The organism is Kitasatospora sp. NPDC001261 (genome assembly GCF_042896795.1).
Lineage (GTDB): Bacteria > Actinomycetota > Actinomycetes > Streptomycetales > Streptomycetaceae > Kitasatospora.
In genome coordinates this window covers 1-23,568 of record NZ_JBIAXP010000024.1, presented here as the reverse complement: position 1 = coordinate 23,568, position 23,568 = coordinate 1, and the positions used below count along the sequence as shown (strand labels likewise).

Sequence of the window (23,568 nt, the reverse complement as noted above, 5' to 3'; positions counted from 1 at the left end):
GGGGTTTGGTGGTTTGGTTGCCCCCGCCCCGCCTAGTCTTGGTTCTGGGCGTCCTTCCGCAGCCGGGCCCCGCCCCCCCCCCGGGCGCCCCCCCCCCCCCCGGGGGCGGGGGCCCCCCCCGGGCCCGGTCCGTCGTGCGCGCGGTCAGAGGCGCTCGGGGACCGGGTTGCCGACGGCCTCGATGGCGCGGCGGACCGGGACCTTGAGCAGGACGGCGAAGCCGATGACGAAGAAGACCAGCAGCGAGATGATCGCCGAGCGGTAGCTGCCGGTGAGCTGGTAGGCGAGGCCGAAGACGAGCGGGCCCATCCAGCTGGTGCCGCGGTCGCTGACCTTGTAGAAGCTGAAGTACTCGGCCTCCCGGCCCGGCGGTATGAGGTGGGAGAAGAGGGAGCGGGAGAGCGCCTGGCTGCCGCCGAGCACCAGGCCGATCATGCAGGCCAGGGCGTAGAACCAGGCGGGCTGGTGGGCGGGCATGAAGTAGCCGAGGGCCAGGGTGACGACCCAGCCGACCAGGGAGCCGAGGATGGTCCGCTTGGCGCCGTACCGGTGGGCGATCCGGCCGAGCAGCAGGGCGCCGCCGATCGCCACGACCTGGACCAGCAGCACGGCGGTGACCAGCGAGGTCTGCTCCATGCCGAGTTCCTCGCTGCCGTAGAGCGAGGCCTGGGAGACGACGGTCTGGATGCCGTCGTTGTAGCAGAGGAAGGCCGCGAGGTAGAGCAGGGTGAGCGGGTGCTCGCGCATCCGGCGCAGGGTGCGGCCGAGTTCGCGCAGGCTGCCGGCGGCGGGCTTGCCGGGTTTTCCGGGCTTGCCTGGCGCGGTGGCCGTGGTGTCCGCGGGGGCGGCGGGGGCGGTGGGGGCCACGCCGGCCCGGGAGGGCAGCCGCAGCATCGGGACGATGGTGAACAGCGCCCACCACAGGCCGGCCGAGGCGAGGCAGATCCGTACGGCGGTGCCGGAGTCCAGGCCGAACGCGTCGTGGCCCTGGAACAGCGCCAGGTTGGCGATCAGCAGCAGTCCGCCGCCCGCGTAGCCGTAGGCCCAGCCCTTGGAGGAGACCTTGTCGCGCTCGTCGGGGGAGGCGAGGCCGGGCAGGTAGGCGTAGGACAGCGCGACCGAGACCGCGTACGCGATGTTGGCGACCACCAGCAGCCCGCCGCCGAGCAGGTAGCGGTCGCCGCCGAGGAAGAACATCCCCATCGTGGCGAGCGAGCCGACGTACGCGAAGCCGCACATCAGCTCCTTGTGCCGCCCGGTGCGGTCGGCGACGGTGCCGGTCAGCAGCATCACCGCGACCGAGAGCAGCACGGAGAAGGAGACCGTGTACGGGAAGAACGATCCTGCGCGGATCGTCAGGCCGAGCGGGTGGACGTTGCCGGCCGCGTCGGCGGCGTCCTTGGCGACGGTGGTCAGGTACGGGCCGAGGAACACCGTCAGGACGGTGGCCGAGAAGGCGGCGTTGGCCCAGTCGTTGATGTACCAGCCGAACTGCATCCGGCGCAGGGAGCGTGCGTCGGCGTCGGCGGCGGCCGGGTCGGCGTCGGGGGCGGTCGGTGGGTCGTCCGGCAGGTGCGTCGCCGAGTTCGTGGTGCTCATGGGGTTCCCATCACCGTGCTGGAGCCGGTACTGCCGTCCGTCCAGCAGCCGCGCTCGCCGAGGACGTCCCGCAGGACGTCGATGCGATCGGCCATGATGCCATCCACACCCAGGTCCAGGAGAGCCCTGATCCGTGTGGGATCGTCCACAGTCCAGACGTGCACCTGGAGGCCGAGCCGGTGGGCGGTGCGGACGAAGGCCCGGTCGACCACCCGGACGCCCCGGTGACGCTCCGGCACCTGCGCGCACAGCCCGGCGAACGGCGCCCCGGACGGGGCTTCGGACGGCGCCCCGGACCGTGTGGAGGCCCGCCCGGGCAGGAACGATTCGGCCAGCGACCGCAGCCGCAGCCGGGCCACCTCGCGCGGGCCGAGCGAGGTCGCCAGCCGGGGCCCGGCGGCGGCGCGGACGGCGGCCAGCCGGCTGTCGGAGAAGCCGCCGACGCAGACCCGGTCCCAGGCGTCGGTCCGGCGGATCGCCTCGACCAGCGGCCCGACGGCCGGCGCCGCCTTGACGTCGATGTTGAAGCGGGCCCCGGGGAACGCGCCGAGCAGGTCCTCCAGCAGCGGTACCGGCTCGGTCCCGCCGATCCGGGCCCGCCTGACGCTCTCCCAGGGCAGCTCCGCCACCGCCCCGGCGCGGTCGGTGACCCGGTCGAGGTGCGTGTCGTGGAAGGCGACCAGTACACCGTCGGCGGTCGCGTGCACGTCCGTCTCCAGGTAGCGGTACCCGAGCGCGACGGCGGCCTCGAAGGCGGCGAGCGAGTTCTCGGGGCGCCCGAGGTCACCGCCCCGGTGGGCGAAGGCGAGCGGCCCGGGGTGGTCGAGGAAGGGGTGCATGCGGTGCTCCGAGCTGCGGGGGGAGGGCCCGACGGGTCCGACGGGGTCGGGATCCGCGGGCGTACCAGCGCGTTACAGTATGACGCACCCTGTCAAGCAGTAACGCGCCGCCGGGCCCCGGCCGGATCCCCGGTCAGGCCCCCGTCAGGTCCTCCCGCCGGGCCCGCCTGGCCCCGTCAGGCCCCCCGGACGTCCCGGCGCATGCCGAGGATCTCCGCGACGGCGTCCAGCCACCGGGCGAGCAGCTGGTCGCCGTCGACGCTGGTGACGGTGGTGGCCGCCGAGCCCAGCCAGTCGCGGGCGAGCCGGGCCGGCTCCGCCCCGGGCAGCGGCTCGGCGAGGTCCGCGGCGTAGCGGGCGCCGCCGCTGCGCACCACCTCGGCGAGGAAGGCGAGCGACCGGGGGAGCACCCCCAGCGCGTCGGCGGCCAGCGCCGCCGCGACGGCGCCCTCGCCGAACAGCGCGGCCCGGTGCGGACCGGCGAAGGCCAGGCCGTAGCGGAGCATGGCGGAGACGTCGAGCTGCCGCAGCTCCTCGTCGGTCCTGGGGCGGAAGCGGTCGTCGGGGCTCATCGGACCGTCACCGGGTAGGTGTTGCGCACGACCATGTTCCTGTTCTCTTCGCTGGGTGCGGGGAGGTTGCAGTAGCTGCGGAAGCAGTTGAGGAGGGTGACGGCGGTGGTCCCGCGGCCCTTGGCCTCGAAGGTGTAGAAGCGGGTGCCGCCGACGCCGTCCGAGGTCTTCGACTCCGCCGGGAGGTCGAGCTTCTCCGCGACCAGGGCCGCGACCGCGGCGTCCGGCTGCGGGGCCGCGACGCTCCAGCGGTCGCCGACCGAGGAGTTGTCCCGGACGGCGATCGTGAAGCGCTCGCCGACGGCGAGGCTGACCGAGCGCTCCTCCGCGCCGAGCACCCGGCCGCGGTCCGGACCGGACGGCCCGTCCTGCCCGCAGGCCGTCAGCCCGGCCGCCAGGACGGCCGCCAGTGCCACCGCCCGCAGCGGCCCGCGGGTCGGCCTCCGCGCCGACGCCGCCGTGAACACCCTTGCCACGCCGGTCACTTCGGCAGGTGGACGGCGTAGGCGGTGGGCAGCCGGTCGTCCGAGGCCCCGGCCATCCGGCCGTTGACGAAGTCGTCCTCGCTGACCCAGGTGGTGGTGCCCCACGGGTTGTAGATCTGCAGCATGTTGCCCTCCTGGCCGACGATCATCATCGCGTGGCCCGACCGCTTGCCGTCCTTGTCGTAGCCCTCGACCCCGACCGGCACCGGCTTGCCGTCGGCGACCGCCTTCTCGATGTCCGGCAGCAGCTCGCGCCGGGCGTTGCCGTCCGGCATCGGCTTGTAGTCGAAGTCGGCGCCGGTGTGCGGGCTGACCTCCTTCTCCAGCACCTTCTCCTTGCCGTCCGCCCCCATGCCGTCCCAGTTCGCGCCACCGTCGCCCTCCTGGTGCACCCGGTGCTGCTCGGCCAGCAGCCGCTGCTGGAAGGCCGCCGGGTCGTCCTCCTGGCCGGACGGGCCGCCGGTCAGGTCCAGCGCGTAGAGCGGGTCGACCATCGCCCGGGCGGTCACGGTGGAGGAGGCGACGCAGGTGCCCTCGGTGTCCGCCTGCTTCCAGTTGGCGCCGTCGAAGGTCACCTGGTCCGTGTTCCGGTTGGAGCCGTTCTCCTGCTGCCCGCCGCTGCTGGTGTCCCCGTCCTCGGTGTAGACGGGCGTCAGGTGCGTCCGGAGCCACTCCGGGTCCTTGCCGTGGATCTTGCCCTGGAAGGCGCGGATCTCGTCCATGGAGTGGCCGGCCGCCAGCGCCTTCATCAGATAGGCGCGCTCCTGGGGGGACTTGGAGTCGGCGAGCAGCTTCTCGAAGTCCGCCCGGTCCTTGTCGTTCATCTTGTCCAGGTACTCGCCGGACCGCTTCATGTCGTTGGCGGTCAGCAGCTCGTTCAGCTCGGTCGGGCCGTCCGGACCGGAGGTCTCGGCCAGCACCAGCTTGTCGGCGGCGGTGACGGCGTTGGTCTTCATCTTCCCCGCCCGGGCCTCGGAGGCCAGCTTGTTCAGGTCGCGGGCCGCCGCCCGGGCCGCCTCGTCGGCGTGCTTGGCGGCGCTCAGCATCGCGTCGACCTGGGGCACGGCGGCCTGCTGCGCCTTCTTGCGCGCCGCCTCGTCCTCGTCGTCCTCGAACCACTCGTCGAACCAGCCCTGCTCGCCGCCCAGTTCGCTCAGTACCTGCTGGAGCGCGGACCGCGCGGCGCCGTCCTGGCCCTGGGCGGAGCGCAGCGCGTCCGCGAGGCCGAGCAGGGCCGTCCCGCCGTTGTAGAGCGCGGTGGTCTGCTGGTCGACGGCGCGGGCGGCGGCGGCCACCACCTCGGCGGCCTTCGCGCCCGTCGAACCGGTCCAGACGTCCGGCAGCCCGGAGGTGGCGACCGCCAGAACCTCCTGGTGGAGCTGGGTCGAGTCGGCGGCCGCGGTCTTGTAGCGGTTGCCGGTGGCCTCGATGGTGCCCGGGTCCCCGACCGGCGCGTGGACCGCCAGCGCGCCCTTGATCGCGGAGATCAGATCGTTCTTGTTGTCCGCCCCGCGGACGTCCTTCAGCCGGTCGGTCAGCGCCTTGCAGCGCTGCGTGGTGGATTCGCCTGCCATGACGGCCCGTTCGCCCCCTGTACCCGTTGCCCGTGGTGTCGTTCCCCGCCGCTGCCCGGCGGTCCTCCGTCGGCTGCCCATCGGCCGCTCGACGGCTGCTCATCGGCTTGCGGACGTCAGCTCGTCAGCCGCCGTCCGCTCCGGTGTCCCGGCGCGCGCCGGCCCCGCCTCAGCCGAAGGGCCGGTAGTCGCCGCTGCGCGAGGCGGAGGCGAGATCCTTCACCACGCTGCCGTCGGCCGACTGGTAGCCGTTCGAGGAGCCCCGCACCTTGCCGGCCAGCTCGCTCAGCGCGCTCTTGATCGTCGCGGTCTCCGCCTGCCAGGCGCTGCTGAAGTTGCGGTACGCCGGGTCGACGTCCTCGCCCCCGAACACGTCCGCGCTGTAGCAGACCGGGTCGCTGATCGCCGTTCCGATCGTCCCCTCGTCCCCGGACGCCTTGTCCAGCGCCTTCGCCTGCCCCTCGGCCCCGCCGGCCTGGATCGCGTACCCCGACCCCTGCGCCATGGTTCACCCCTCGTGCGTCCCCCGAGCCGTCCACGCGACGGCGTTCGAGCACCCTACGGGCCCTCCGGTGCCCGGGCAATTCGTATCGCGCCTGGTGGGAGGGCTGTTGCGAATTCATGACACACCGTCCGGAAGCCGGTGACGGCGGGCGACGGACGCTCCGTCCGCGGTCACCGGGCGACGGGCCGCGGACGTCACCCTGCCGCGGGCGGGGCGGCGGCCCCGGCTACTGGATGCTCCAGCGGTGCGGGTGGCGGGGGTCGGCGGGGCAGGCGAAGACGTTGAGCAGGCCCCAGCGGCCGACGGTGACCTCGGTCGGCATGACGACGCCGTGGCCGTCCGCCGAGGCCTCGTCCTCCAGCGGCCGCCACCTGCCGCTGCCGCCGTCCCACTCCGAGCTGTCGACGGTCAGCAGCAGCCGCATCGGGGTCGCGCAGTCGTGGCAGTCCATCGGTGCCGGGTCGGTGCTGTGCCAGGAGGCGAAGCCGCCGACGCGCCAGCCGGGCGGGATGGACAGGTCGTACTGGTAGAGCGGCGGGTCGTCCTCCCCGTGCTCCTCGGCCGCCGCCTCCCGGGCCTCCTCCCAGGCGCGGACGCGGGCGCACAGGTCCTCCGGGAGGAGGTCGGCGAACGGGTAGGTGGTCACCTGCTCGGGATGCAGCACGCACGGCTCGGGCAGGTACCCGTCGAAGCCGACGACCTCCGGTCGAGGGGGCGTGGCCAGCACCTCGGCGACCTCCCACGAACGGCGCCAGCGCAGGTCGAGCAGCATCTCCCAGCGGCCCGGGCCGTGGGCGTCGAAGGGGCACCAGAAGACCTGGAGCAGGTCGCAGCCGTCCGGCCCGGGCGGCAGGTCGGGGACGTCCCGCCGGTAGAACTGCGCGAGGCCGACCAGCGGCAACGGGCCGTCCGCGGCCGGGCCTTCGACGCGGTGGCGGCGGTCGAGCTCCTTGAGCAGCTGCCGTTCCGCGTCCGTCGGCCCGGGGTCCTGCTCGCGGCTCCAGGCGGCGGCCAGGACCTCCCGGGAACGGTGGACGTCCGCCGGGCGCCGGCCGCGGGCGTGCGGGTGGGGGTCGGTGCAGACCGGCCAGGGCTCGTCCGCGGGCCACAGCAGCGGGCCGCCGACGGAGCTCGCCGAGGCGTCCGGCCGTCCGGGGCGCGGATGGAGCCGGGTGGTGGTGCCCCGGTGGTGCGCCAGTTCGGGGAAGAGCGCCTCGACGTCGAGCGGGCGCGGGGGTGTGGTTCTCGGCATGGGGTCGACCCTAGAGAGTGGCCGGTGGCGCCCGGGACCGGGGTCCCCGGCGCCGTGCTGTCAGCGCCGTGCCGGTGTCCCGCCGACGGTGACAGCGCGGTGTCCGCGTCCTGCAAGTGGCAGACCGCACAGTGGTGTTGAGGCAGAGCAATCCATGGGAGGAACACCATGTCGAACAGCACTTGGCCGGGCTCCGGCCCGCGCACCACCTCCGTCCTGGTCTCCGGCGCCGGGATCGCCGGCACCGCCCTCGCGTACTGGCTGAACCGGTACGGCTTCCGGGTCACCGTCGTGGAGCGGGCCCCCTCGCTGCGCGGCGGCGGGCAGGCCGTGGACGTCCGCGGCACCGCCCTGACGGTGGTCGAGCGGATGGGGCTGCTGGAGGAGATCCGGGCCCGTCGGACCGGCCTGCGCGGGATGTCCGTGGTCGACGCGGACGGCCGCGAGCTGCGCCGCACCACCGAGTGGACGGCCACCGGCGGGCCGGTCGACGGCCCGGACGTGGAGATCCTGCGCGACGAACTCGCCGGGCTGATCGCCGCGGCGGACGCGGGCGTCGGGGGCACCGGAACCGCCGGGCCCGGCGTCGAGTACCGCTTCGGGGACTCGATCGACACCCTGGTGCAGCACCGGGAGGGCGTCGAGGTCCGGTTCCGCGGCGGCACCGAGCAGGCCTTCGACCTGGTGGTCGGCGCCGACGGCTTGCACTCGAACACCCGCCGCCTCGTCTTCGGCCCCGAAGCGGACTACCTGCACCCCATCGGCACCTACCTCGCCGGCTGGAGCGTGCCCAACCACCTGGGCCTGGACCGCTGGGAGGTCGTCCACCGGCTCGGCGACGACCAGAACTGGTTCTGCATGGCGATGACCGTCCGCGACAACAGCGAACTGCGGGTCTTCGTCGGCCTCGACACCGAGGAGCCGCTCGACCGGATGCTCCCGCGCGACCCCGCCCGGCAGCGGCGGCTGGTGGCCGAGCGCTCCGCCCACGCGCGCTGGGAGGTGCCGCGCTTCCTCCGGGCGCTGGAGGAGACCGACGCCTTCCACTACGACGTCGTCGCCCAGATCCGGATGGAGCGCTGGTCCAAGGACCGAGTCGTGCTGCTCGGCGACGCGGGCTACTGCTGCTCCCCGTTCACCGGTCAGGGCACCAGCGTGGCCCTGACCGCCGCCTACGTCCTGGCGGGCGAGCTGCACGCGGCCGACGGCGACCACCGCGCGGCCTACCCCGCCTACGAGCGGCGGCTGCGCGACCACGTGGCCGCCAACCAGGCGATCCTCGAACTGACCGGCGACCGGCGGGCCCGGGTCGACAGCATCGCGAACCTCGAAGGGCCCGGTCCGGAGCTGGAGGCGGCCTTCCGGGCGGCCCTCGACTTCGACCTGCCCGCGTACTGACCGCCCCGACCGCCGGTTTCGCCGCCCCGACGATCTGCCTCGACGATCCGCCCCGACGACCCGCCCCGACGACCCGTCCCGCCACGGGCTGTCCGGGCGGGACGTCCTACAAGGCGGGGGAGAGCTCCGCGGCGAGCCGGCGCAGCTCGGGCCCGTACTCCGGGTTGGCGAGCGCGGCCGCGAACTGGGCGCGCAGGTAGGCGGCGGGGTTGCCGGTGTCGTACCAGGTGCCGGCGATGACCTGCCCGTAGACCGCGCGCCGGGCCGCGTAGGCGTTGATGGCGTCGGTCAGGTAGACCTCGTCCTCGGGCTTCTCGTGCCAGCGGAGGGTCAGTTCGCGCAGCTCGTCGACGATGCCCGGGGTGATGACGTAGCCGCCGATCGCCGCGTACGAGGAGGGCGCGTCGGCCGGCTTCGGCTTCTCGACCAGGCCGCTGATCCGCAGCGAGCCGCCGCCGAGGTCCTCCTTCACCACCGGCACGCCGTACCGGTAGGAGTCCTCGGGCGCCATCGGCATCAGCGCGAGCACCGGCGCGTTGGTCTGCTCGTACGCCCTGATCAGCTGCTGCGCGCGGGGGACCTCCGCCACGAAGACGTCGTCGGGCCAGAGCACCAGGCAGGGCTCGTCCCCGAAGTGGCGGGCGGCGTTGAGCACCGGGGTGCCGTTGCCGTACGGGCCGTGCTGGTAGAGGTAGCTGATGTGGCCCTTGCGGGACAGCTCGCCGACCTCCTCGACCGCCGCCGCGAAGGCCTCCTTGCCGTCCCGGCGCAGCTGCTCGACCAGGACGGGGTTGGGGCGGAAGTGCTCCTGGATCAGCCCCTTGTCGCCGTTCACGACGATGGTGATGTCGGTGATGCCGCTCTCGACCAGCTCGCGCACGGTGTGCTCGATCACCGGCTTGTCGCCGACCGGCAGCATCTCCTTCGGCGTGGCCTTGGTCAGCGGCAGGAGGCGGGAGCCGAGCCCGGCGGCGGGGATGACGGCTCGGCGGATCGTCCTGGGGGCCATGTGAGACGCTCTCTCGTTTCGTCGGTGGTGCGACGCCTTGGTGACGCGGCGTCACGGCCGACGCTATCAAGGACCGGCGGCACGTTGAGTGGACGGCTGCCGTACGGAAGTTGGCCCCCCGGCGGCCGTCCGGCTGCGCCCGCCGCCCGCGAGCGGCCGGTGACCGGTGGGGCGCGGGAGGTGCGAGGGGATTCGTGGGAGATTTGTCCGCCGGGGGACGTCAAGACGGCGTCGCCCGCTCCGACCACCGGTCGAGGGCGGCCCCGCCGGGGCCCGCGAACCCGAGGAGGACGAGATGAAGTTCCTGATCAGCCTGCACCTGAACCCGGCGGTGCTGGACGCGCTGACCGACGAGGAGAAGGGGGCGATCGGCGCCGGGCACGGCCGGTTCATCGAGGAGCTCAAGGAGTCCGGCGAGCTGGTCCTCACCCAGGCGCTGGTCGATCCGTCGCAGGCCGCCGTGGTGACCGTCCGCAACGGGCAGCCGGTGGTGACCGACGGACCGTTCCTGGAGGCCAAGGAGTTCCTGGGCGGCTTCTACCTGGTCGACTGCGAGGACAAGGAACGCGCGGTCGAACTGGCCGGCCGCATCCCGGACGCCGCGATCGAGGGGCTGGGCGTCGAGGTGCGGCAGGTGATGTTCTCCGACGGACACTTGGAGGCATGACGGAACCGGACTTCGAGGACCTGCTGCGTGGGCTCACGCCGCAGGTCCTCGGCGCGTTGGTACGACGGTACGGCCGCTTCGAGGGGTGCGAGGACGCGGTGCAGGAGGCCGTCCTCGCCGCCACCGTGCAGTGGCCGTCCGAGGGGGTGCCGGACAACCCGCGCGGCTGGCTGGTGACGGTCGCCTCGCGGCGGCTGATCGACCAGCTGCGCGGCGACCGCGCGCGGCGCGAGCGGGAGTGGGCGACGGCGGCCGCCGAGGTGGTCCCGGAAGAGGTGCCGGACACCGACGACACGCTGCTCCTGCTGTTCCTGTGCTGCCACCCGGCGCTGACCGCGGCGTCCCGGACCGCCCTGACGCTGCGGGCGGTCGGCGGACTGACCACGGCCGAGATCGCCCGCGCGTTCCTGGTGCCGGAGGCGACGATGGCGGCCCGGATCAGCAGGGCCAAGCAGCGGATCAGGGCCGCCGGCGGCTCGTTCGAGCAGCCCGGGCGGGCCCTGTCGGCGGAGGAGCGCGAGGAGCGGCTGCGGGTGGTCCTGCACGTGCTCTACCTGATCTTCAACGAGGGCTACACCGCCACCTCCGGCGGCGAGTTGCACCGCCTCGACCTCGCCCGCGAGGCGATCCGGCTGACCCGGGCGGTGCGCGCGCAGCTGCCCGAGGACGGGGAGGTCGCCGGGCTGCTCGCGCTGATGCTGCTGACCCACGCCCGCCGCGCGACCCGGACGACGGCCACCGGCGACCTGGTCCCGCTGGCCGAACAGGACCGCACCCGGTGGGACCGCGACCTGATCGGGGAGGGAACGGCGCTGGTCAAGGCAGCGCTGGCCGGGCCGGAGCTCGGCCCGTACCGGCTCCAGGCCGCGATCGCCGCCACCCACGCCGACGCGGCCCGAGCCGAGGACACCGACTGGCGGCAGGTGCACGCCCTGTACCTGATCCTGGAGCGGATCGCACCCAACCCGATGGTCACCCTCAACCGGGCGATCGCCCTCGCCGAGACCGAGGGCCCGGAGGCCGGCCTGGCACTCCTCGCCGCGCTGGACGCGGACGCCCGGATGGCCGGCCACCACCGGCTGCTCTCCGTCCGGGCGCACCTGCTGGAGCGGGCCGGCGACACGGCGGGGGCGTACGAGCACTACCGGCGCGCCGCCCGGGCCACCGCGAGCCTCGCGGAGCGCCGGTACCTGGAGACCCGGGCGGGCCGGGTGCGGCCGGCCGGTTGAGCCGGCCCGCTGATCGGGCCTGCTGATCGGGCCTGCTGAGCCGCGTCCGGTCGGGCCGCCCGGCCGCGCCGCTTCGTGGGGCCCGGGGCCCGGGTCAGAGCCCTATCGCGTCGGCCGTCTGCTCGGTGGTCCAGGCGAAGAAGTCGTCCGCCGGGTCCAACGAGCCGACCAGCTGGCCGTGGAGCTCGAAGCCGATCAGGCCGACCAGCTGCACCCAGGCGCCGATGGTCCGGGCGAGGACGTGCGGCGGCAGGTCGAGGCCGAACTCCGTGACGATCCGGGTCAGTTGCCCGGCCAGCGCGCCGCGCGGCGGCGGGACGGGCTGGGTGGGCCGCAGCCTGGCGTCGCGGACCACGCCGATCAGGGCGAACGGCAGCCGGGTGGCGGGTTGGACGGTGGTGCGGGGCGCCGCGTAGCCCGGCACCGGGGTGCCGTAGAGCAGCGAGAACTCGTGCGGGTTGGCCCGGGCCCAGTCGCGGGTGGCCGTCCACAGCGCCCGCCAGCGCTCGCGCGGCGCGGCCGCCCCGGCGGTGGCGAGGGCGCCCTCCGCGGCCGCGCCGAGTTCGTTGTAGGCGTCGATGATCAGCGCGGTCAGCAGCTCGTCGCGGCTGGCGAAGTAGCGGTACAGCGCGGAGGAGGCCATGCCCAGCTCGCGGGCGACGGCGCGCAGCGACAGCTGCTGGGCGCCCATCGAGGCGAGTTGGCGGCGGGCCTCCTGCTTGATCTCGCGGGTGAGTTCCTCGCGGGCCCGTTCGCGGGCGGTCCGGATCGCTGGCATGGGGACAGACTGCCACATTTCGGAGCGCCGCACACAAGCGAGAGCACTGCTCTTGTTTCTTTCATCCGCCGGTGCCATGCTGAAGACGTCGAAGCGAGAGCAGTGCTCTCGAAGAGAAGCGGTATTCACGGAACCGAGGAGTCGCGATGTCCCGCGCCGAGCACCTGCCCAGCTCCACCACCCGCCTCCAGGCGCCCACCACCCGCCTGGGCATCGCCGCCGGCAAGCTGCTCAACGGCATGGTCGCCGCCTTCGCCAAGGCCGGGATCAGCCTCTGGGGCTCCCGGGTGCTGGCCGTCCGCGGCCGCACGAGCGGCGAGTGGCGCACCACCCCCGTCAACATCCTCACCCACGAGGGCGAGCGCTACCTGGTCGCACCGCGCGGCCACACCCAGTGGGTCCGCAACCTCCGGGCGGCCGGCACCGGCGAACTCCGGGTCGGCCGCCGCACCGAGGCCTTCCGTGCCACCGAACTCCCGGACGCCGACAAGCCCGAGGTGCTCCGCGCCTACCTGCGCCGCTGGAACTGGCAGGTCGCCCCGTTCTTCGAGGGGATCGGCCCGGACGCCCCGGCCGAGGACCTGCTCCGGGTCGCCCCCGGCTACCCGGTCTTCCGCATCACGGGCAGCTGAACACCCCTGCCGGACGGGGGCGTTCGTACCGGAAGGGAGGAACTACGGTGAGTCACCGGGCCCTTCTTGCTCCCGAATCGTTGTCCACGGCGGCAGACCAGCCGAGGACAACCACCGGAGGTTCCCCATGAGGGACGAGCCCGAAGCGACGGACGAACCCGAGAAGGCCGACGGACCCGAGAAGACCGACGAGATCATGACGATCGACGGATACGAGATCGTCGACGGGATCGAGACGATCGACGGGATCGAGATCCCGCCGTACCGCAGCTACACCTGGGACGGCGAGGAGGGGGCCGTCCACATCGTCCTCTACCCGGGCGAGGAGGAGGCCGACGAGGAACGCAAGGCCGAGTTCCGGGCGAGGGGCGTCCGGATGCTGGCCGACCTGAACGCCGAGCGGGAGGCGGAGCACACCCCGCCGTTCCCCGGAATGCCGAACCTCCGCCTGATCCACGGCGAGGGCCCCGCCTGAGGTCCCGCTCCCGCCTGAGCACCCCGTTGCCCGCCCTGTGACACCCCGCCCGCGCACGCGCCGAGGCGCGTCCGCGGGCGGGACGGTACGGGGCGGTGCGGTGCGGTGCGGTGCGCGGGCGGTGCGGTCGCGGCGCGCGGGCGGTGCGCGCCGGACCGGGCCTCAGCCCTTTCCGCCGCCCGCCTTCAGCACCTGGGCCGCGGCCACGCCCGCCGCGCTGAAGCCGTGCCCGCCGCCCTCGACCTCGGCGGCGACGGCGAGGTCGCCGCGGTAGGCGATGAACCAGCTGTTGGTGGCCTGGCCGCCGGCCTCGACGGTGCCGGTCTTGGCGCCGATCTGGCCGGACAGGCCGGCCATCGGGGTACGGGCGGTGCCCTGGGTGGCGGTCTTGGCCATCATGGCGCGCAGGTCCCGGGCGACGTCGGCGGGGAGCCTGCTCGGCGCCGTCACGCGCTTGGCGTCCTCGCGCAGCACGGGCTGGCGGAACGTCCCGTTCTGCACGGTGGCGGCGACCGAGGCCATCACCAGCGAGTTGACCTGGATTCGGCCCTGGCCGATGTACGCGGCCGCGGCCTCGTCCTTGTTCCCGGGCGTCGGGATGGTGGCGTCCCGGCTCGGGACGCCGATGTGCCACTCCAGGCCGAGGCCGAACTGGTCGCGGGCCACCGTGCCGAGGGTGCCGGGCTGGAGCTTCTCCAGGCCCTTGTCGATGAAGCCGGTGTTGCAGGAGCGGGCGAAGTCGTCCGCGAGCGTGTAGGACGGGAAGTCGCCGCTCTCGTCGTTGTGCCAGGCGCGCGGGGAGTAGGTGGTCTCCTTGCACGGCACCACGGTGTCCGGGCGCACGCCCGCCTCCAGCAGCGCGGCCGAGGTGATCACCTTCATCGTCGAGCCGGGTGCCTGGCCGCCCGCGAGCGCGCGGTTGAAGCCGCCCTGCGGGGCGTTGGCGATCGCCAGGATGTGGCCGGTGCTCGGCTGGACGGCCACCAGCGAGGCCGGATTGCCGTTCGCCGCCTGCTGCTTGACGGCGTCCTCGGCCACCTGCTGGAGGTCGGCGTCCAGGGTCAGCTTGACCACCGGGGCGCTCGGCGGCGTCAGCACGAACAGCGGCTCCGACTCGCCGCCGCCCGAGAGCACCACGGCCCGTCCGGTGGTGGCGGCCGCGCCGTCCGGCGGGGCGATCTGGGGGAGGACGGCGCGCAGCGACGGGAAGGTGTCGAGCGGTCGGCCCTTGCGGTCGGTGGGCTTGGACACCGGGTTGGGCGTCTCCTGCACCCCGATGGTCCGGCCCGGGGTGAGCTGGGGGTGGATCACGGACGGCTTCCAGCGCACCACGGGCCGCCCGTCCTGGGACCGGACGACGCTCAGCACGCTGTCGTACTCCCAGGCGTCCGGGGTGCCCTCGAACTCCGCCTTCACCCGGAAGCCGAGGGCCGGCTCGCTCGGGCCGTCGGCCTTCGCGGGGCCCGTCCCGGTCAGGGCGAGCGAGCGGGCGCCCACCTGCTCGTGGAACGTGGCCAGTGCGGCGCGGGCGGTCTCCGGCCGGTCCGTCAGGCCGGCGGCGGCCGGGATGTCGCCGCGGCTCCAGGCCGCCAGGAACTCCTTGGCCGTCGACTCGGCCTGCTCGGCGGTCGGCGGCTCCTGCGGGGCCTTCGCCACGGTGCCGGCGCCCTGGTGGCCGCCACCGGCCGGGCCGTTGTCCGTCACGGCGTTCAGCACGTTGTAGGCGCCGTAGCCGCCGACCGCCAGCAGGGCGGCGAACACCCCGCCGGCGGCGACCATCACGACCCGGCGCGTGGTCGAGCTGCGCGGGGCCCCGTCGTCGTGCCCGTCATGCCCGTCGAGGTCGTCCAGATCGTCGTACTGGTCGTACTCGATCTCGACATCGGCGAGTCGGCCGTCCTGCTCGTGCCCGGCGTGCCCGGCGTGCTCGTCGTGCCGGTTGTCCCTGTGCTCCTCGAACATGCTTCCGTCCCCCCTGCGATCCTCCGTGGTGGCGGGCACGCCCCCTCCGGCATGTCGGCCCGCCGGCCCGATGACCGGACGAAGGTCCGTTCGGGCGCGGACCAGCCTATGCCGGGACGGGTGATCGGTCGACAGCGGGACGGCCCGCCCGGCGATCGGCCGGGCGGGCCGTAGGGGCCGGTCAGGCCCAGGGGTCGGTGAAGGAGCGGCCGGGCACGGGCTTGGCGACCAGGGCGATGGCGGTGAAGAAGTTGACCTGGCCGATGGCGAGCATGAGCGTGGTCAGGGCCGTGTCGTCGTAGTGCCCGGCGACCTCGGCGTACAGCGCGTCCGACACCCGCTCGCCGTGCGGGTTGGGCTGGAGGACGGCCTCGACCAGGGCGAGCGCGGCGCGCTCCGGGGCGGTGAACCAGGGGGAGTCCGGCCAGCCGGCCACCGAGGCGATCCGCTCCTCCGACTCGCCGGCCCTGCGGAGGAAGCCGGTGTGCAGGACGGTCAGGTAGGTGCTGCCGGCGATCTGGCCGGCCCGCAGCTGGACCAGGCTGATGGTGCTGCGGGGGACGGACCGGTTGCCGGTGGCCTTGAACAGTGCGGCCGAGACCTCGGCGAGCTCGGGGACGAGCTGCACCGGGTCCTGGGCCATGCGCGGGCGCAGCGGGACCTCGGCGGTGATCGGACGGGCGTTCATCGTGGTGTTCCTCTTCTCGCGGATGAGCGGATGAGCGGGTGACCGCTCGACCGGTTGGACCGTGCGGCCACCCGCTCACCGGTCCGACGGATCGCGGCGCGGCTTTGTGACAGCGCGGCCCGCCCGCAGCCCGAGGACGCAGCCGACGGCCACCAGACCGGCCATCGCGAGCAGCGGCGCCGCCCAGGACCCGCTCGCGGTGTGGAGCGCGGAGGCGAGCGCGGGGCCGGTGGCGGCGAGCAGGTAGCCCCAGGTCTGGGCCATGGTGGAGAGCGCGGCGACGTGGTCCGGGTCGGTGCCCCGACGGGCGAACAGGACGGCGGCGAGCGCCTGTCCGCCGCCCATGCCGATGCCGAGGACGGCGGCCCAGACCGGCGCCCCGCCGGCCGGGGCGAGCACCAGGCCGAGCAGGCCGAGGACGCAGACGGCCGCCACGCCCAGGATGTGCGGCCGCTGGTCGCTCCGGGCGGCGGCCAGGGTCGGGGCGAGGAAGCCGCCGACGGCGAGGCCGAGGATCAGCACGGCCTGGTCGGTGCCGGCGGCGGTCCGGCTCAGGCCCGCGTCGACCAGGACGGTGGGCAGCCAGGCCAGCGTCGCGTAGAAGACCAGGGTCTGGACGCCGAAGAAGGCCGTCAGGCTCCAGGCGAGCGCCGTCCGCCCGACCCGGCGGCGCCCCGCGGGTGCGACGGGCCCGGCCGGCGTCCGCGCGACCCGCAGCTGCGGCGCCAGGCCGGCCGCCGCCAGGGCCGCCGGGACGACGGCGATCGCGATCGCGGCCTGCCAGGACCAGGTGCCCGCGACCGGCGCGACCAGCGCGGCGACGACCGCCGAACCGGCGCCCATGGACAGCGCGTAGACGCCCGTCATGGTGCCGATCCGCCGGGGCGCGAAGCGGGCCCGGACGAACACCGGGATCAGCACGTTCACCACCGCCACCGCGACGCCCACCAGCACCGTGCCCGCGTACAGCCCGGGCAGGCCCGCCGTCCGCAGCACCGCCCCGGCCAGCAGCAGCACGCTCGCCCAGAACAGCCCGCGCTCCTCGCCGAGCCGCCGCCGGGCCAGGGCGCCGAGCGGGGCGAACAGGCCCATGCACAGCGGCGGCAGGAGGGCGAGCAGGGTCACGGTGCCCGGGCCCCAGCCGGCGACCGGCGCGAGCGGCCCGATCTGCCCGAACGCGACCCGGGTGTTGAGGCTGAGCAGGACGAAACCGAGGACGAGCAGGGCCCCGGCGGCCCGTGGGGTGCGGGAGGGGGCGGGTGCGGTGGCGGTCGCAGTGGCCGACGCGGTGGTGGCCGTCGGGTCGGTGAGCGGCATGGGGAGCAAGCCCTTCGCTTCGATGGGAGGTTAGGCTTGCCTAAGCGTTCTCGCTCAAGCGCGCTTGAGCGCAACCCGGTCCCGGCGCACCCGGCCGAGCCCAACTCGGCCTGGGCGCAACCCCGAAGGAGGCGGCGGCGGATGGCGGAGCTCCACTCGATCACCGAGGTCTCGGCGGCCTTCGGCCTCTCGGTGCCCGCCCTGCGCTACTACGAGGAGTGCGGCCTGATCGCCCCCGCCGCCCGCCGCGGCCGGGTCCGCTACTACGACCGGGAGTCGCTGGAGCGCCTCGCCCTGGTCCAGCTCTGGCACGTGGACGGGATGATCCCGGTCAGCGGGACCGCCGCCGTCCTGGCCAGCGAGCGGGCGGCCGACCGCACGGCGCTGCTGCACGCCCAGCGGGACGGGATGCTCGAGCGCGCCCGCCGGCTGGAGCACGCCGCGGCCGTCCTCACCCACATGCTGCTGTGCAGTCGGGACCGCCCGCTCGACTGCCCGACCACCCGGGCCCACATCAGTGCCCGGGTCGACGCCGCCCTGGCCGGCGAGGAGCTCGCCGACGGCTTCCTGCCCGCCCGGCCGGACGGCCCGCGGTCGGAGCACCCGCGGTCGGGCAGCGCCACACCGCAGGAAGGCCTCAGCCCAGCACCGCCGGCGTCGGCCCGTCCGGCCGTACGGTGATGCTGTACGCCGCCCCCGTCGGCCGCGAGCGGAACGTCAACGGTCCCATCGGCAGCAGGAGTTCCAGCAGCGCCGTGGTCTCGCGCAGCGCGAACCGGGTGCCCAGGCAGGCGCGGGCGCCGAGGCCGAACGGGAAGTAGGCGCCGAGCTGCCCGGGGCGGTCCGCGCCGTGGGCGAAGCGGGCGGGGTCGAAGCGTTCCGGGTCCGGCCAGAGCGCCGGGTCGCGGTGGGTGAGGTACGGGCAGACCAGCACGTCCGTCCCGGCGGCGATGCGGTGCCCGGCGATGACGTCGTCCTCGACGGCGTGCCGGGGGAGCAGCCAGGCGGAGGGGTAGAGCCGCAGCGTCTCGCTCACCAGCGCCTGCGGATCGGCCGTCCGGGCCTCGGGGTGGCGGTCGAGCAGCAGGAAGAGCCAGGTGAGCGTGGTGGCCGTGGTCTCGTGGCCGGCGACGAGCAGGGTGACCAGCTCGTCGCGGATCAACCGGTCGGTGTACCCGGGGTCCTGCTCGCCCGCGTCGAGCAGCACCCGGAGCACGCCGGGCTCCTCGGTCGGGCCGGCCGAGCGCGCCGCGTCGATCGCCGCGTGTGCCACCGCGTCGATCCGGGCGAGGTCCTCGGCGACCGCGTCCCGGGCGTCCGCCGCGTTGGTGGGCAGAGTCGGCATCGCGGCCACCACCCGTTCCACCGACCGGAGTTCGCGGTCCGTCCGGTCGTCCAGTGGCAGCCCGGTGAGCGCCCGCCAGACGGTGTCCAGGGCGAAGCCGCGCATCTCCTCGCCGACGTCGAAGGCCTCCCCGTTGCGCCGGTAGCCCTCCCAGCGCTCGGCGGTGCGGCGCGCCGCCTCGGCGATCCGCCGCTCGTAGCGGCGCATCCCGGTGCCGGTGAACTGCGCCTGCAGCACCCGCCGTTGGCGCTTCCAGGGGTCGCCGGTGGCGGACAGCACGCCGTCCCCGACCAGCATCCGGGCGCGGTGCGAGCGCTTGACGTACCGGTCCGGGTGGTGGCCCAGGACGTGCTGCACGGCGGCCGGGTCGGTGACCAGGACGGTCGGTGCCGGGCCGAGCCGGAAGGCGGCGACGCCGCCGACACCGCGCTGGGTCCGGGCCAGCAGGTCGACGAGCTCGGCCTCCTCGGCCCGCCACCGCTCGACGACCTCCGCGGCCAGCTCCGGTACCGGACGGGTCTCGGTGCTCACAGGTCGTGTCCTTCCGCTCTGCTGACGGTTCGTCGGTTGCGGTCCGACTCTATGCCAGCGAGCGGCCCGTCCGGCTGCGCCGAACGGCTGGCCGACCCGGCCGGGGGCGGCGCGGCGGCCCGACCGGCCGTACCCGCACGGGTACGGTGCGGCGGGGCCGACCGGTCCCTGCTCGCCGCGCGGATGGGAGAACGCATGCCTGGGACCCGGCACTTCGGAAGCGGCGGGACCAGCCCGGCGGGCCGGTGGCTGGCGGCCGCCCTGCTCGTCCCGGTCCTCGCGGCGTGCGGCGGCGGTGGCGGATCCGGGTCGGCCGGCGCCACCCGGAACGGCCAGAGCAGCGGCTCGGGCCTGCCGGACGACCAGCGGACCAAGGACGAGGGGGACCAGGGCGGGTTCCGGACCGCGGGCGAGCCCTCGGCGAGCGTCCAGGGCATCGACAACAGGGCCCGGATCACCCTGTCCTTCCCGTCGAAGACCAGTTTCACGGCCGTGATCAGCAAGGTCGCCGAGTGCGGCAGCACGTCGTACGCCACCCCCGCGTCGCAGCAGGTGCAAGTGACCGACGGCAAGACCGAGCTGGTCGATTTCCGGCTCCCGCAGTGGAAGCCCGGGACCAAGGACCGGACCGTCTGCCTCACGGTGACGGCCGACGACTCCTCCAAGCGGATCGAGGCCGCGGGCTCGGTGGTCGTCGTCAGCCCCGACGACGGGGCGACCACCGGCAACGGCGCGACCCCGAGTTACGGGTCGAGCCCGTCCAGCGGCGCCGGGAGCACCCCCTGAGACCTGCCGAGGAGGAACCCCCGGACGGGCAGCGGCAGCCGCAGCCGCGCTCCTGGGCCGACTGGCTCACCAGGCTCGCCACCTGGATCGCCCCGACCACCCTCCTCACCGCGCTGCTCCTCTTCTTCGGCTACGCCTACACCAGTTCGCTCTACGCCTTCTTCGGCATCGACGCCGGCACGATCGGCTTCGCCACCCAGGACCTGCTGATCCGCAGTTCCCCCGCGCTCTACCTCCCGGCCGGGGTCGCCCTGTGCGGGGCGCTGGTCGGCGCGCTGGGCTACCACCTCGCGACCAGGGCGGCCGGGAAGCGCGGGGCCGGCGCCCGGACGGTGCGCCGGGCCTGTTGGGCGGTCGCCGCACTGGTCGTCCCGCTGCTGGTGCTCGGCCTCCTGGCCGGCTTCGAGGTGTTCGACGCCGGCCCGCTGGGCACCCCGCTGCTGATCGGCGGCGCGCTGCTGCTCGCGGTCCTGGCCCGGATGATGTACGTGCGCGGCACCGGCGCACCGTACCCGCTGACCGGGGAGCGGGAGGCGCTGGGCGTCAGCGTGGCGATCATCGTGCTCTGCTCGTACTGGGCGGTCGGCGACTACGCCCAGCAGAAGGGGACGGCCGACGCCGAGGACCTCGCCCACCACCTCTACCGGCGCCCGGCGGTCGTCCTGGACACCCCCGAACGCCTCCACCTGGGGTGGCCCGGGGTGCGGGAGACGGCGCTGCCGGACGTGGACCAGGGCGCGCGCTTCCGCTACCGCTACGAGGGGCTGCGGCTGCTGGCCCTCTCCGGCGGCCGGATGTTCCTGGTCCCGCGGACCTGGACCTGGGAGACCGGCAACGGGCTGATCCTCCCCTTCGACGCCACCGTCCGGGTCGCCTTCCATCCCGGCTGAGGCCGCCGCGCGGGCTCGGCGCACCCCCGCTCCGCGCACGGCTGCGCCGCGGTCCGTCCCCCTCGACGGACCGCGGCGCAGCGGCTTCACCGGGCGTCAGCGCGCCCCGGTCACACGGCCTGCCAGAGCGCCGGGACGATCGGCGGCTCCCAGCCGACCTGGGCGGTGTGGCCCTGGAGGCAGCGGTAGCTGACCCCGTTGTAGGTCACCACGTCGCCCGCCTGGTAGGTGGTGCCGGGCGTCCAGGTGCCACCCGGGTTCGGCGAGTCGTTGCCCACCACCAGGGAGAAGCTGGTGCTGTGGGTGGCCGAGCCGGTCCCGGTCAGGGTGATGGTGTAGGTGCCGGTGGCGGTCGAGGCGGCGGTGGCGACGGTGAGCGTCGCCGAGCCGCCGGACTGCACCGAGGACGGGTTGAAGGAGACGGTCACGCCGGCCGGGGCGCCCGAGGCGGTCAGGTTGACCGTCTGGGCCGAGCCGGAGGTGGTCGAGGTGGCGACCGTCGCCGTGGTGGTGTCACCGGGCTTGACGGTGGCGGTGGTCGGGTTCACCGAGAGGGAGAAGTCGTTGGCGGGCGCGGTGCCGCCGACCGAGGTCTTCCAGATGGTGTACGCCACGCCGTCGGCGTTGCGGTTCAGCACCGTCGCGTCGACGTTGCTGGTGGTGTCGCAGGACGAGTGGTAGCAGGAGTCGTAGGAACGGCCCGCTGTGCCGCCCCACTTGGCCGCCTGCGCCGAGGTCTTGGTGGCATCGGCGCCGGCCGCGTAGCCCGAGGTCGGGATGCCGGCCTGCTGGAAGGAGTAGTCGTCCGAGCGGCCCTGGCCCTCGACGTTCTCCTCCGGCTTGAGGTTCAGCGAGTCCCAGTAGGCCTTCATCGGGGCCGACGCCGCGGAGTTGATGTTGTTGATGAAGTAGCCGGCGTTGGGCGAGCCGACCATGTCGAAGTTGTAGTACGCCTTGATCGCGGAGCGCTGGGCGGAGCTCAGCTGGCCGACGTAGGACTGCGAGCCCTGGAGGCCCTGCTCCTCACCGGTCCACCAGCCGAACCGGACGTGCCGGGTCAGGCTGGGGTTCTGCTGGGCGAGCACGAGCGCGTTCTCCAGCAGGACGGCCGAGCCGGAGCCGTTGTCGTTGATGCCGGGGCCGGCCGAGACGCTGTCCAGGTGGGCGCCGAACATGGTGACCTGGTCGGACGGGCCGCCGGGCCAGTCGGCGATCAGGTTGTTGGACTGGTAGCTGCAGGAGGTGCAGGTCTGCTCGGTGACGTTGTAGCCGGCCGCCTGCAGCTTGGCCTTGATGTACGCGATCGACTGGCTGTGCCCGGCGCTGCCCGCCCGGCGGTGGCCGCCGTTCTGGTTGGCGATGGTGTTCAGCTGGGACAGGTGGGCCTGGACCTTGGCGACGTCGATGTCGGGCGCGGGCCCGCCGGGGTTGCCCCCGCCGCCGACCGTCAGGCCGTACTGGGCGGTGTGGGTGGTGGCGCCGGCGGTGCCGGTGACGGTGATCTGGTAGGTCCCGGCCACGGCCGCCGCGGAGGCGGACAGGGTCAGGGTGGAGGAGGAACCGGCCTGCACCGACGAGGGGTTGAAGCTCGCGGTGACGCCCGCCGGGAGGCCGGAGGCGGTGAGGCCGACGGTCTGCGCGGTGCCGGAGGTGACGGCGGTGCTCACCGTCGACGAGGTCGAGGCGCCGGGCTGGACGGAGCCGGACGCCGGGCCGAGCGACAGCGAGAAGTCGTTGTTGCCGGACGGCGTGCAGGTCGGGTCGCCGCTCTGGGCGGGGACGCTGACGGCGTCCCAGGCGGCCTTGGTGCGGTTGAAGAAGGCGCAGGTGGCGTCGAGGCTCTTGGCGGCGGTCAGCGTGGCGGTGCGGTAGCGCTTGTAGGTCATGCCGCTGGTCTTGAGCAGCATGCCGCCGTAGAAGACCCGGCCGGCGTCCTTGATGCCGATGCCGGTGACGGAGGAGTTGTTGCAGGTGGGGCTGGTGGGCTTGCCGCCGCCCGGGTTGGAGCCCTCGGCCAGCAGGTAGAACCAGTGGTTCAGCGGGCCGGCCGCCGCGTGTTCCTCGGTCTGCGGGATCGACGCCGAGTAGCAGTTCGGGTCGTTGTTGACGAGCGAGGGGTTGTACATGTTGCGGATCGGCCCCTGGCCGACCAGGTTGATCATCTCGCCGACGGTGTAGTCCGGGGAGTCGTACGGGGCGGGCTCGTTGGCGTACGACTCGGTCAGCGCGCCCATGATGTCGCCGGTGGCCTCGCCCAGGCCGGACTCGTTGTTGGCGCCGCCGGGGGTGTACTGGTCGATGCCGTGGCCGAACTCGTGGCCGACCACGTCGATCGCCGCGATCCACTCGTTGGCCTGGCTGTGGCCGATGGATATCGTGCTGCCGTCCCAGTAGGCGTTGACGTCGTTGAGGCCGACCTTGACCGGCCAGCTGCCGCCGTTGCCGTTGTGCCCGTTGCGACCGAGCCAGTCGCGGAGCATGTCCCATTCCTTCTGGGCCGCGAACATCGCGTCGCCGCAGCCGGTCTCCTTGCTGGAGGCGCTGCCGGTGCCCCAGGAGTCGCTGGACTTGGAGAAGACCTGGCCGGTGCTGTAGTCGGAGCAGGACAGGCCGGGCCGGTTCGGGTCGCGCAGCGAGTAGGAGCCGCCGGAGTTGGTGGTGCTGATGGTGACGGGCGCGGGGCCGTTCCACTTGCTGTTGATGGTGCCCGCACGGACGTCGTCGTAGCTGTCGAGCACCTCGCCGGTGGCCGCGTCCACGAAGACGTGCAGGGTGCTGGGCGCCGACGCGGTGCGGCCCTTGAGGACGGTCTCCCAGGCGAGCCGGCCGGTGCCGTCCTTGACCCGGACGACCAGGCGGGGGGAGTCCGCCGAGTCCACGGTGGCCAGTTTCGTCCGGGCGGTCTTCTCCGCGTCCGCCGCGCTGACCTGTGGGGTGGTCGAGCCGCCGACGGGGCCGGTGGCGGCGGACTGCAGGGCGCGGACCTTGCCCTGGGCGTCGGCGAGGACGACCGCGTCGCCGCCGACCACGGGCAG

The 23,568-nt window shown here is 74.1% G+C and carries 21 protein-coding genes; 7 read left to right on the top strand and 14 right to left on the bottom strand.

Features of this window, described 5'->3' with window-relative positions:
- Positions 1-144: 144 nt before the first annotated feature.
- From ACFY4B_RS29145 to ACFY4B_RS29115, 7 genes are all read right to left on the bottom strand, one after another.
- On the bottom strand, positions 145-1,497 hold the full coding sequence (locus ACFY4B_RS29145; protein ID WP_387973070.1) for an MFS transporter: 1,353 nt from the start codon (positions 1,495-1,497) through the stop codon (positions 145-147).
- A gap of 98 nt (positions 1,498-1,595) precedes the next feature.
- The gene (locus ACFY4B_RS29140) at positions 1,596-2,438 is read right to left on the bottom strand and encodes a glycerophosphodiester phosphodiesterase (RefSeq protein WP_074005973.1); all 843 of its coding nucleotides are present in this window, start codon (positions 2,436-2,438) and stop codon (positions 1,596-1,598) included.
- A 176-nt stretch (positions 2,439-2,614) separates the two neighbouring features.
- The gene (locus ACFY4B_RS29135) at positions 2,615-3,010 is read right to left on the bottom strand and encodes a hypothetical protein (RefSeq protein ID WP_074005972.1); all 396 of its coding nucleotides are present in this window, start codon (positions 3,008-3,010) and stop codon (positions 2,615-2,617) included.
- Positions 3,007-3,486: a protease inhibitor I42 family protein gene (locus ACFY4B_RS29130; protein WP_181970493.1), complete on the bottom strand. Its 480-nt coding sequence runs from the start codon at positions 3,484-3,486 to the stop codon at positions 3,007-3,009. Before ACFY4B_RS29130 ends, ACFY4B_RS29135 begins: the two co-directional genes overlap by 4 nt.
- A 5-nt stretch (positions 3,487-3,491) precedes the next feature.
- Positions 3,492-5,069 (bottom strand): peptidoglycan-binding protein, encoded by a 1,578-nt coding sequence (locus ACFY4B_RS29125; RefSeq protein WP_117486863.1) that lies wholly within the window; start codon positions 5,067-5,069, stop codon positions 3,492-3,494.
- Between the two features lie 169 nt (positions 5,070-5,238).
- Complete coding sequence (locus ACFY4B_RS29120; RefSeq protein WP_074005969.1) at positions 5,239-5,574, bottom strand: hypothetical protein; 336 nt, start codon at positions 5,572-5,574, stop codon at positions 5,239-5,241.
- Positions 5,575-5,800: 226 nt separating this feature from the next.
- Positions 5,801-6,826: a hypothetical protein gene (locus ACFY4B_RS29115; RefSeq protein WP_387972821.1), complete on the bottom strand. Its 1,026-nt coding sequence runs from the start codon at positions 6,824-6,826 to the stop codon at positions 5,801-5,803.
- 168 nt (positions 6,827-6,994) lie between these two features.
- On the opposite strand from ACFY4B_RS29115, the gene ACFY4B_RS29110 reads away from it, so the two are divergent.
- Positions 6,995-8,224 carry an FAD-dependent monooxygenase gene (locus tag ACFY4B_RS29110; RefSeq protein ID WP_387972818.1) on the top strand — a complete coding sequence of 410 codons (1,230 nt, stop codon included), beginning with the start codon at positions 6,995-6,997 and terminating at the stop codon, positions 8,222-8,224.
- 106 nt (positions 8,225-8,330) lie between these two features.
- Here ACFY4B_RS29110 and ACFY4B_RS29105 read toward each other — a convergent pair whose 3' ends face one another.
- Positions 8,331-9,233 carry a UTP--glucose-1-phosphate uridylyltransferase gene (locus ACFY4B_RS29105; protein WP_049651410.1) on the bottom strand — a complete coding sequence of 301 codons (903 nt, stop codon included), beginning with the start codon at positions 9,231-9,233 and terminating at the stop codon, positions 8,331-8,333.
- Between the two features lie 295 nt (positions 9,234-9,528).
- On the opposite strand from ACFY4B_RS29105, the gene ACFY4B_RS29100 reads away from it, so the two are divergent.
- Both ACFY4B_RS29100 and ACFY4B_RS29095 read left to right on the top strand, forming a co-directional pair.
- Positions 9,529-9,900: a YciI family protein gene (locus ACFY4B_RS29100; RefSeq protein WP_387972815.1), complete on the top strand. Its 372-nt coding sequence runs from the start codon at positions 9,529-9,531 to the stop codon at positions 9,898-9,900.
- Positions 9,897-11,129, top strand: a complete 1,233-nt coding sequence (locus ACFY4B_RS29095) for an RNA polymerase sigma factor (protein WP_387972812.1) — start codon at positions 9,897-9,899, stop codon at positions 11,127-11,129. Before ACFY4B_RS29100 ends, ACFY4B_RS29095 begins: the two co-directional genes overlap by 4 nt.
- Positions 11,130-11,223: 94 nt before the next feature.
- On the opposite strand, the gene ACFY4B_RS29090 is transcribed toward ACFY4B_RS29095, so the two are convergent.
- On the bottom strand, positions 11,224-11,907 hold the full coding sequence (locus tag ACFY4B_RS29090) for a TetR/AcrR family transcriptional regulator (protein WP_387972809.1): 684 nt from the start codon (positions 11,905-11,907) through the stop codon (positions 11,224-11,226).
- Positions 11,908-12,053: 146 nt separating this feature from the next.
- On the opposite strand from ACFY4B_RS29090, the gene ACFY4B_RS29085 reads away from it, so the two are divergent.
- The gene (locus tag ACFY4B_RS29085) at positions 12,054-12,539 is read left to right on the top strand and encodes a nitroreductase family deazaflavin-dependent oxidoreductase (RefSeq protein WP_387972806.1); all 486 of its coding nucleotides are present in this window, start codon (positions 12,054-12,056) and stop codon (positions 12,537-12,539) included.
- A gap of 127 nt (positions 12,540-12,666) precedes the next feature.
- Positions 12,667-13,014, top strand: coding sequence for a hypothetical protein (locus ACFY4B_RS29080; RefSeq protein WP_117486858.1), 348 nt, complete (start codon positions 12,667-12,669; stop codon positions 13,012-13,014).
- A gap of 162 nt (positions 13,015-13,176) precedes the next feature.
- On the opposite strand, the gene ACFY4B_RS29075 is transcribed toward ACFY4B_RS29080, so the two are convergent.
- The 3 genes from ACFY4B_RS29075 to ACFY4B_RS29065 all read right to left on the bottom strand — a co-directional run bounded on the left by ACFY4B_RS29075 (position 13,177) and on the right by ACFY4B_RS29065 (position 16,981).
- Complete coding sequence (locus ACFY4B_RS29075; RefSeq protein WP_387972802.1) at positions 13,177-14,976, bottom strand: penicillin-binding transpeptidase domain-containing protein; 1,800 nt, start codon at positions 14,974-14,976, stop codon at positions 13,177-13,179.
- A 181-nt stretch (positions 14,977-15,157) separates the two neighbouring features.
- Positions 15,158-15,664, bottom strand: a complete 507-nt coding sequence (locus ACFY4B_RS29070; protein ID WP_117486856.1) for a carboxymuconolactone decarboxylase family protein — start codon at positions 15,662-15,664, stop codon at positions 15,158-15,160.
- A 75-nt stretch (positions 15,665-15,739) separates the two neighbouring features.
- Complete coding sequence (locus ACFY4B_RS29065; RefSeq protein ID WP_387972799.1) at positions 15,740-16,981, bottom strand: CynX/NimT family MFS transporter; 1,242 nt, start codon at positions 16,979-16,981, stop codon at positions 15,740-15,742.
- A gap of 141 nt (positions 16,982-17,122) precedes the next feature.
- Here ACFY4B_RS29065 and ACFY4B_RS29060 point away from each other — a divergent pair, with 141 nt between their 5' ends.
- Positions 17,123-17,662 (top strand): MerR family transcriptional regulator, encoded by a 540-nt coding sequence (locus ACFY4B_RS29060; protein WP_375877556.1) that lies wholly within the window; start codon positions 17,123-17,125, stop codon positions 17,660-17,662.
- Here ACFY4B_RS29060 and ACFY4B_RS29055 read toward each other — a convergent pair.
- Positions 17,619-18,857: a cytochrome P450 gene (locus ACFY4B_RS29055; protein WP_387972796.1), complete on the bottom strand. Its 1,239-nt coding sequence runs from the start codon at positions 18,855-18,857 to the stop codon at positions 17,619-17,621. The genes ACFY4B_RS29060 and ACFY4B_RS29055 overlap by 44 nt on opposite strands.
- A 602-nt stretch (positions 18,858-19,459) precedes the next feature.
- Between ACFY4B_RS29055 and ACFY4B_RS29050 the strand changes: the two genes are divergently transcribed.
- The gene (locus ACFY4B_RS29050; protein ID WP_387972793.1) at positions 19,460-20,533 is read left to right on the top strand and encodes a hypothetical protein; all 1,074 of its coding nucleotides are present in this window, start codon (positions 19,460-19,462) and stop codon (positions 20,531-20,533) included.
- 110 nt (positions 20,534-20,643) lie between these two features.
- On the opposite strand, the gene ACFY4B_RS29045 is transcribed toward ACFY4B_RS29050, so the two are convergent.
- The coding region (locus ACFY4B_RS29045) for a M28 family peptidase (RefSeq protein WP_387972790.1) at positions 20,644-23,568 on the bottom strand (2,925 nt) is incomplete at its 5' end.

Excerpts from the sequence above, each read along its gene's own strand:
- ACFY4B_RS29145 (WP_387973070.1), bottom strand. The coding sequence starts at position 1,497 with ATGCAGTTCGGCTGGTACATCAACGACTGGGCCAACGCCGCCTTCTCG.
- ACFY4B_RS29140 (WP_074005973.1), bottom strand. The coding sequence starts at position 2,438 with ATGCACCCCTTCCTCGACCACCCCGGGCCGCTCGCCTTCGCCCACCGG.
- ACFY4B_RS29135 (WP_074005972.1), bottom strand. The coding sequence starts at position 3,010 with ATGAGCCCCGACGACCGCTTCCGCCCCAGGACCGACGAGGAGCTGCGG.
- ACFY4B_RS29125 (WP_117486863.1), bottom strand. The coding sequence starts at position 5,069 with ATGGCAGGCGAATCCACCACGCAGCGCTGCAAGGCGCTGACCGACCGG.
- ACFY4B_RS29120 (WP_074005969.1), bottom strand. The coding sequence starts at position 5,574 with ATGGCGCAGGGGTCGGGGTACGCGATCCAGGCCGGCGGGGCCGAGGGG.
- ACFY4B_RS29115 (WP_387972821.1), bottom strand. The coding sequence starts at position 6,826 with ATGCCGAGAACCACACCCCCGCGCCCGCTCGACGTCGAGGCGCTCTTC.
- ACFY4B_RS29110 (WP_387972818.1), top strand. The coding sequence starts at position 6,995 with ATGTCGAACAGCACTTGGCCGGGCTCCGGCCCGCGCACCACCTCCGTC.
- ACFY4B_RS29105 (WP_049651410.1), bottom strand. The coding sequence starts at position 9,233 with ATGGCCCCCAGGACGATCCGCCGAGCCGTCATCCCCGCCGCCGGGCTC.
- ACFY4B_RS29100 (WP_387972815.1), top strand. The coding sequence starts at position 9,529 with ATGAAGTTCCTGATCAGCCTGCACCTGAACCCGGCGGTGCTGGACGCG.
- ACFY4B_RS29095 (WP_387972812.1), top strand. The coding sequence starts at position 9,897 with ATGACGGAACCGGACTTCGAGGACCTGCTGCGTGGGCTCACGCCGCAG.
- ACFY4B_RS29090 (WP_387972809.1), bottom strand. The coding sequence starts at position 11,907 with ATGCCAGCGATCCGGACCGCCCGCGAACGGGCCCGCGAGGAACTCACC.
- ACFY4B_RS29085 (WP_387972806.1), top strand. The coding sequence starts at position 12,054 with ATGTCCCGCGCCGAGCACCTGCCCAGCTCCACCACCCGCCTCCAGGCG.
- ACFY4B_RS29080 (WP_117486858.1), top strand. The coding sequence starts at position 12,667 with ATGAGGGACGAGCCCGAAGCGACGGACGAACCCGAGAAGGCCGACGGA.
- ACFY4B_RS29075 (WP_387972802.1), bottom strand. The coding sequence starts at position 14,976 with ATGTTCGAGGAGCACAGGGACAACCGGCACGACGAGCACGCCGGGCAC.
- ACFY4B_RS29070 (WP_117486856.1), bottom strand. The coding sequence starts at position 15,664 with ATGAACGCCCGTCCGATCACCGCCGAGGTCCCGCTGCGCCCGCGCATG.
- ACFY4B_RS29065 (WP_387972799.1), bottom strand. The coding sequence starts at position 16,981 with ATGCCGCTCACCGACCCGACGGCCACCACCGCGTCGGCCACTGCGACC.
- ACFY4B_RS29060 (WP_375877556.1), top strand. The coding sequence starts at position 17,123 with ATGGCGGAGCTCCACTCGATCACCGAGGTCTCGGCGGCCTTCGGCCTC.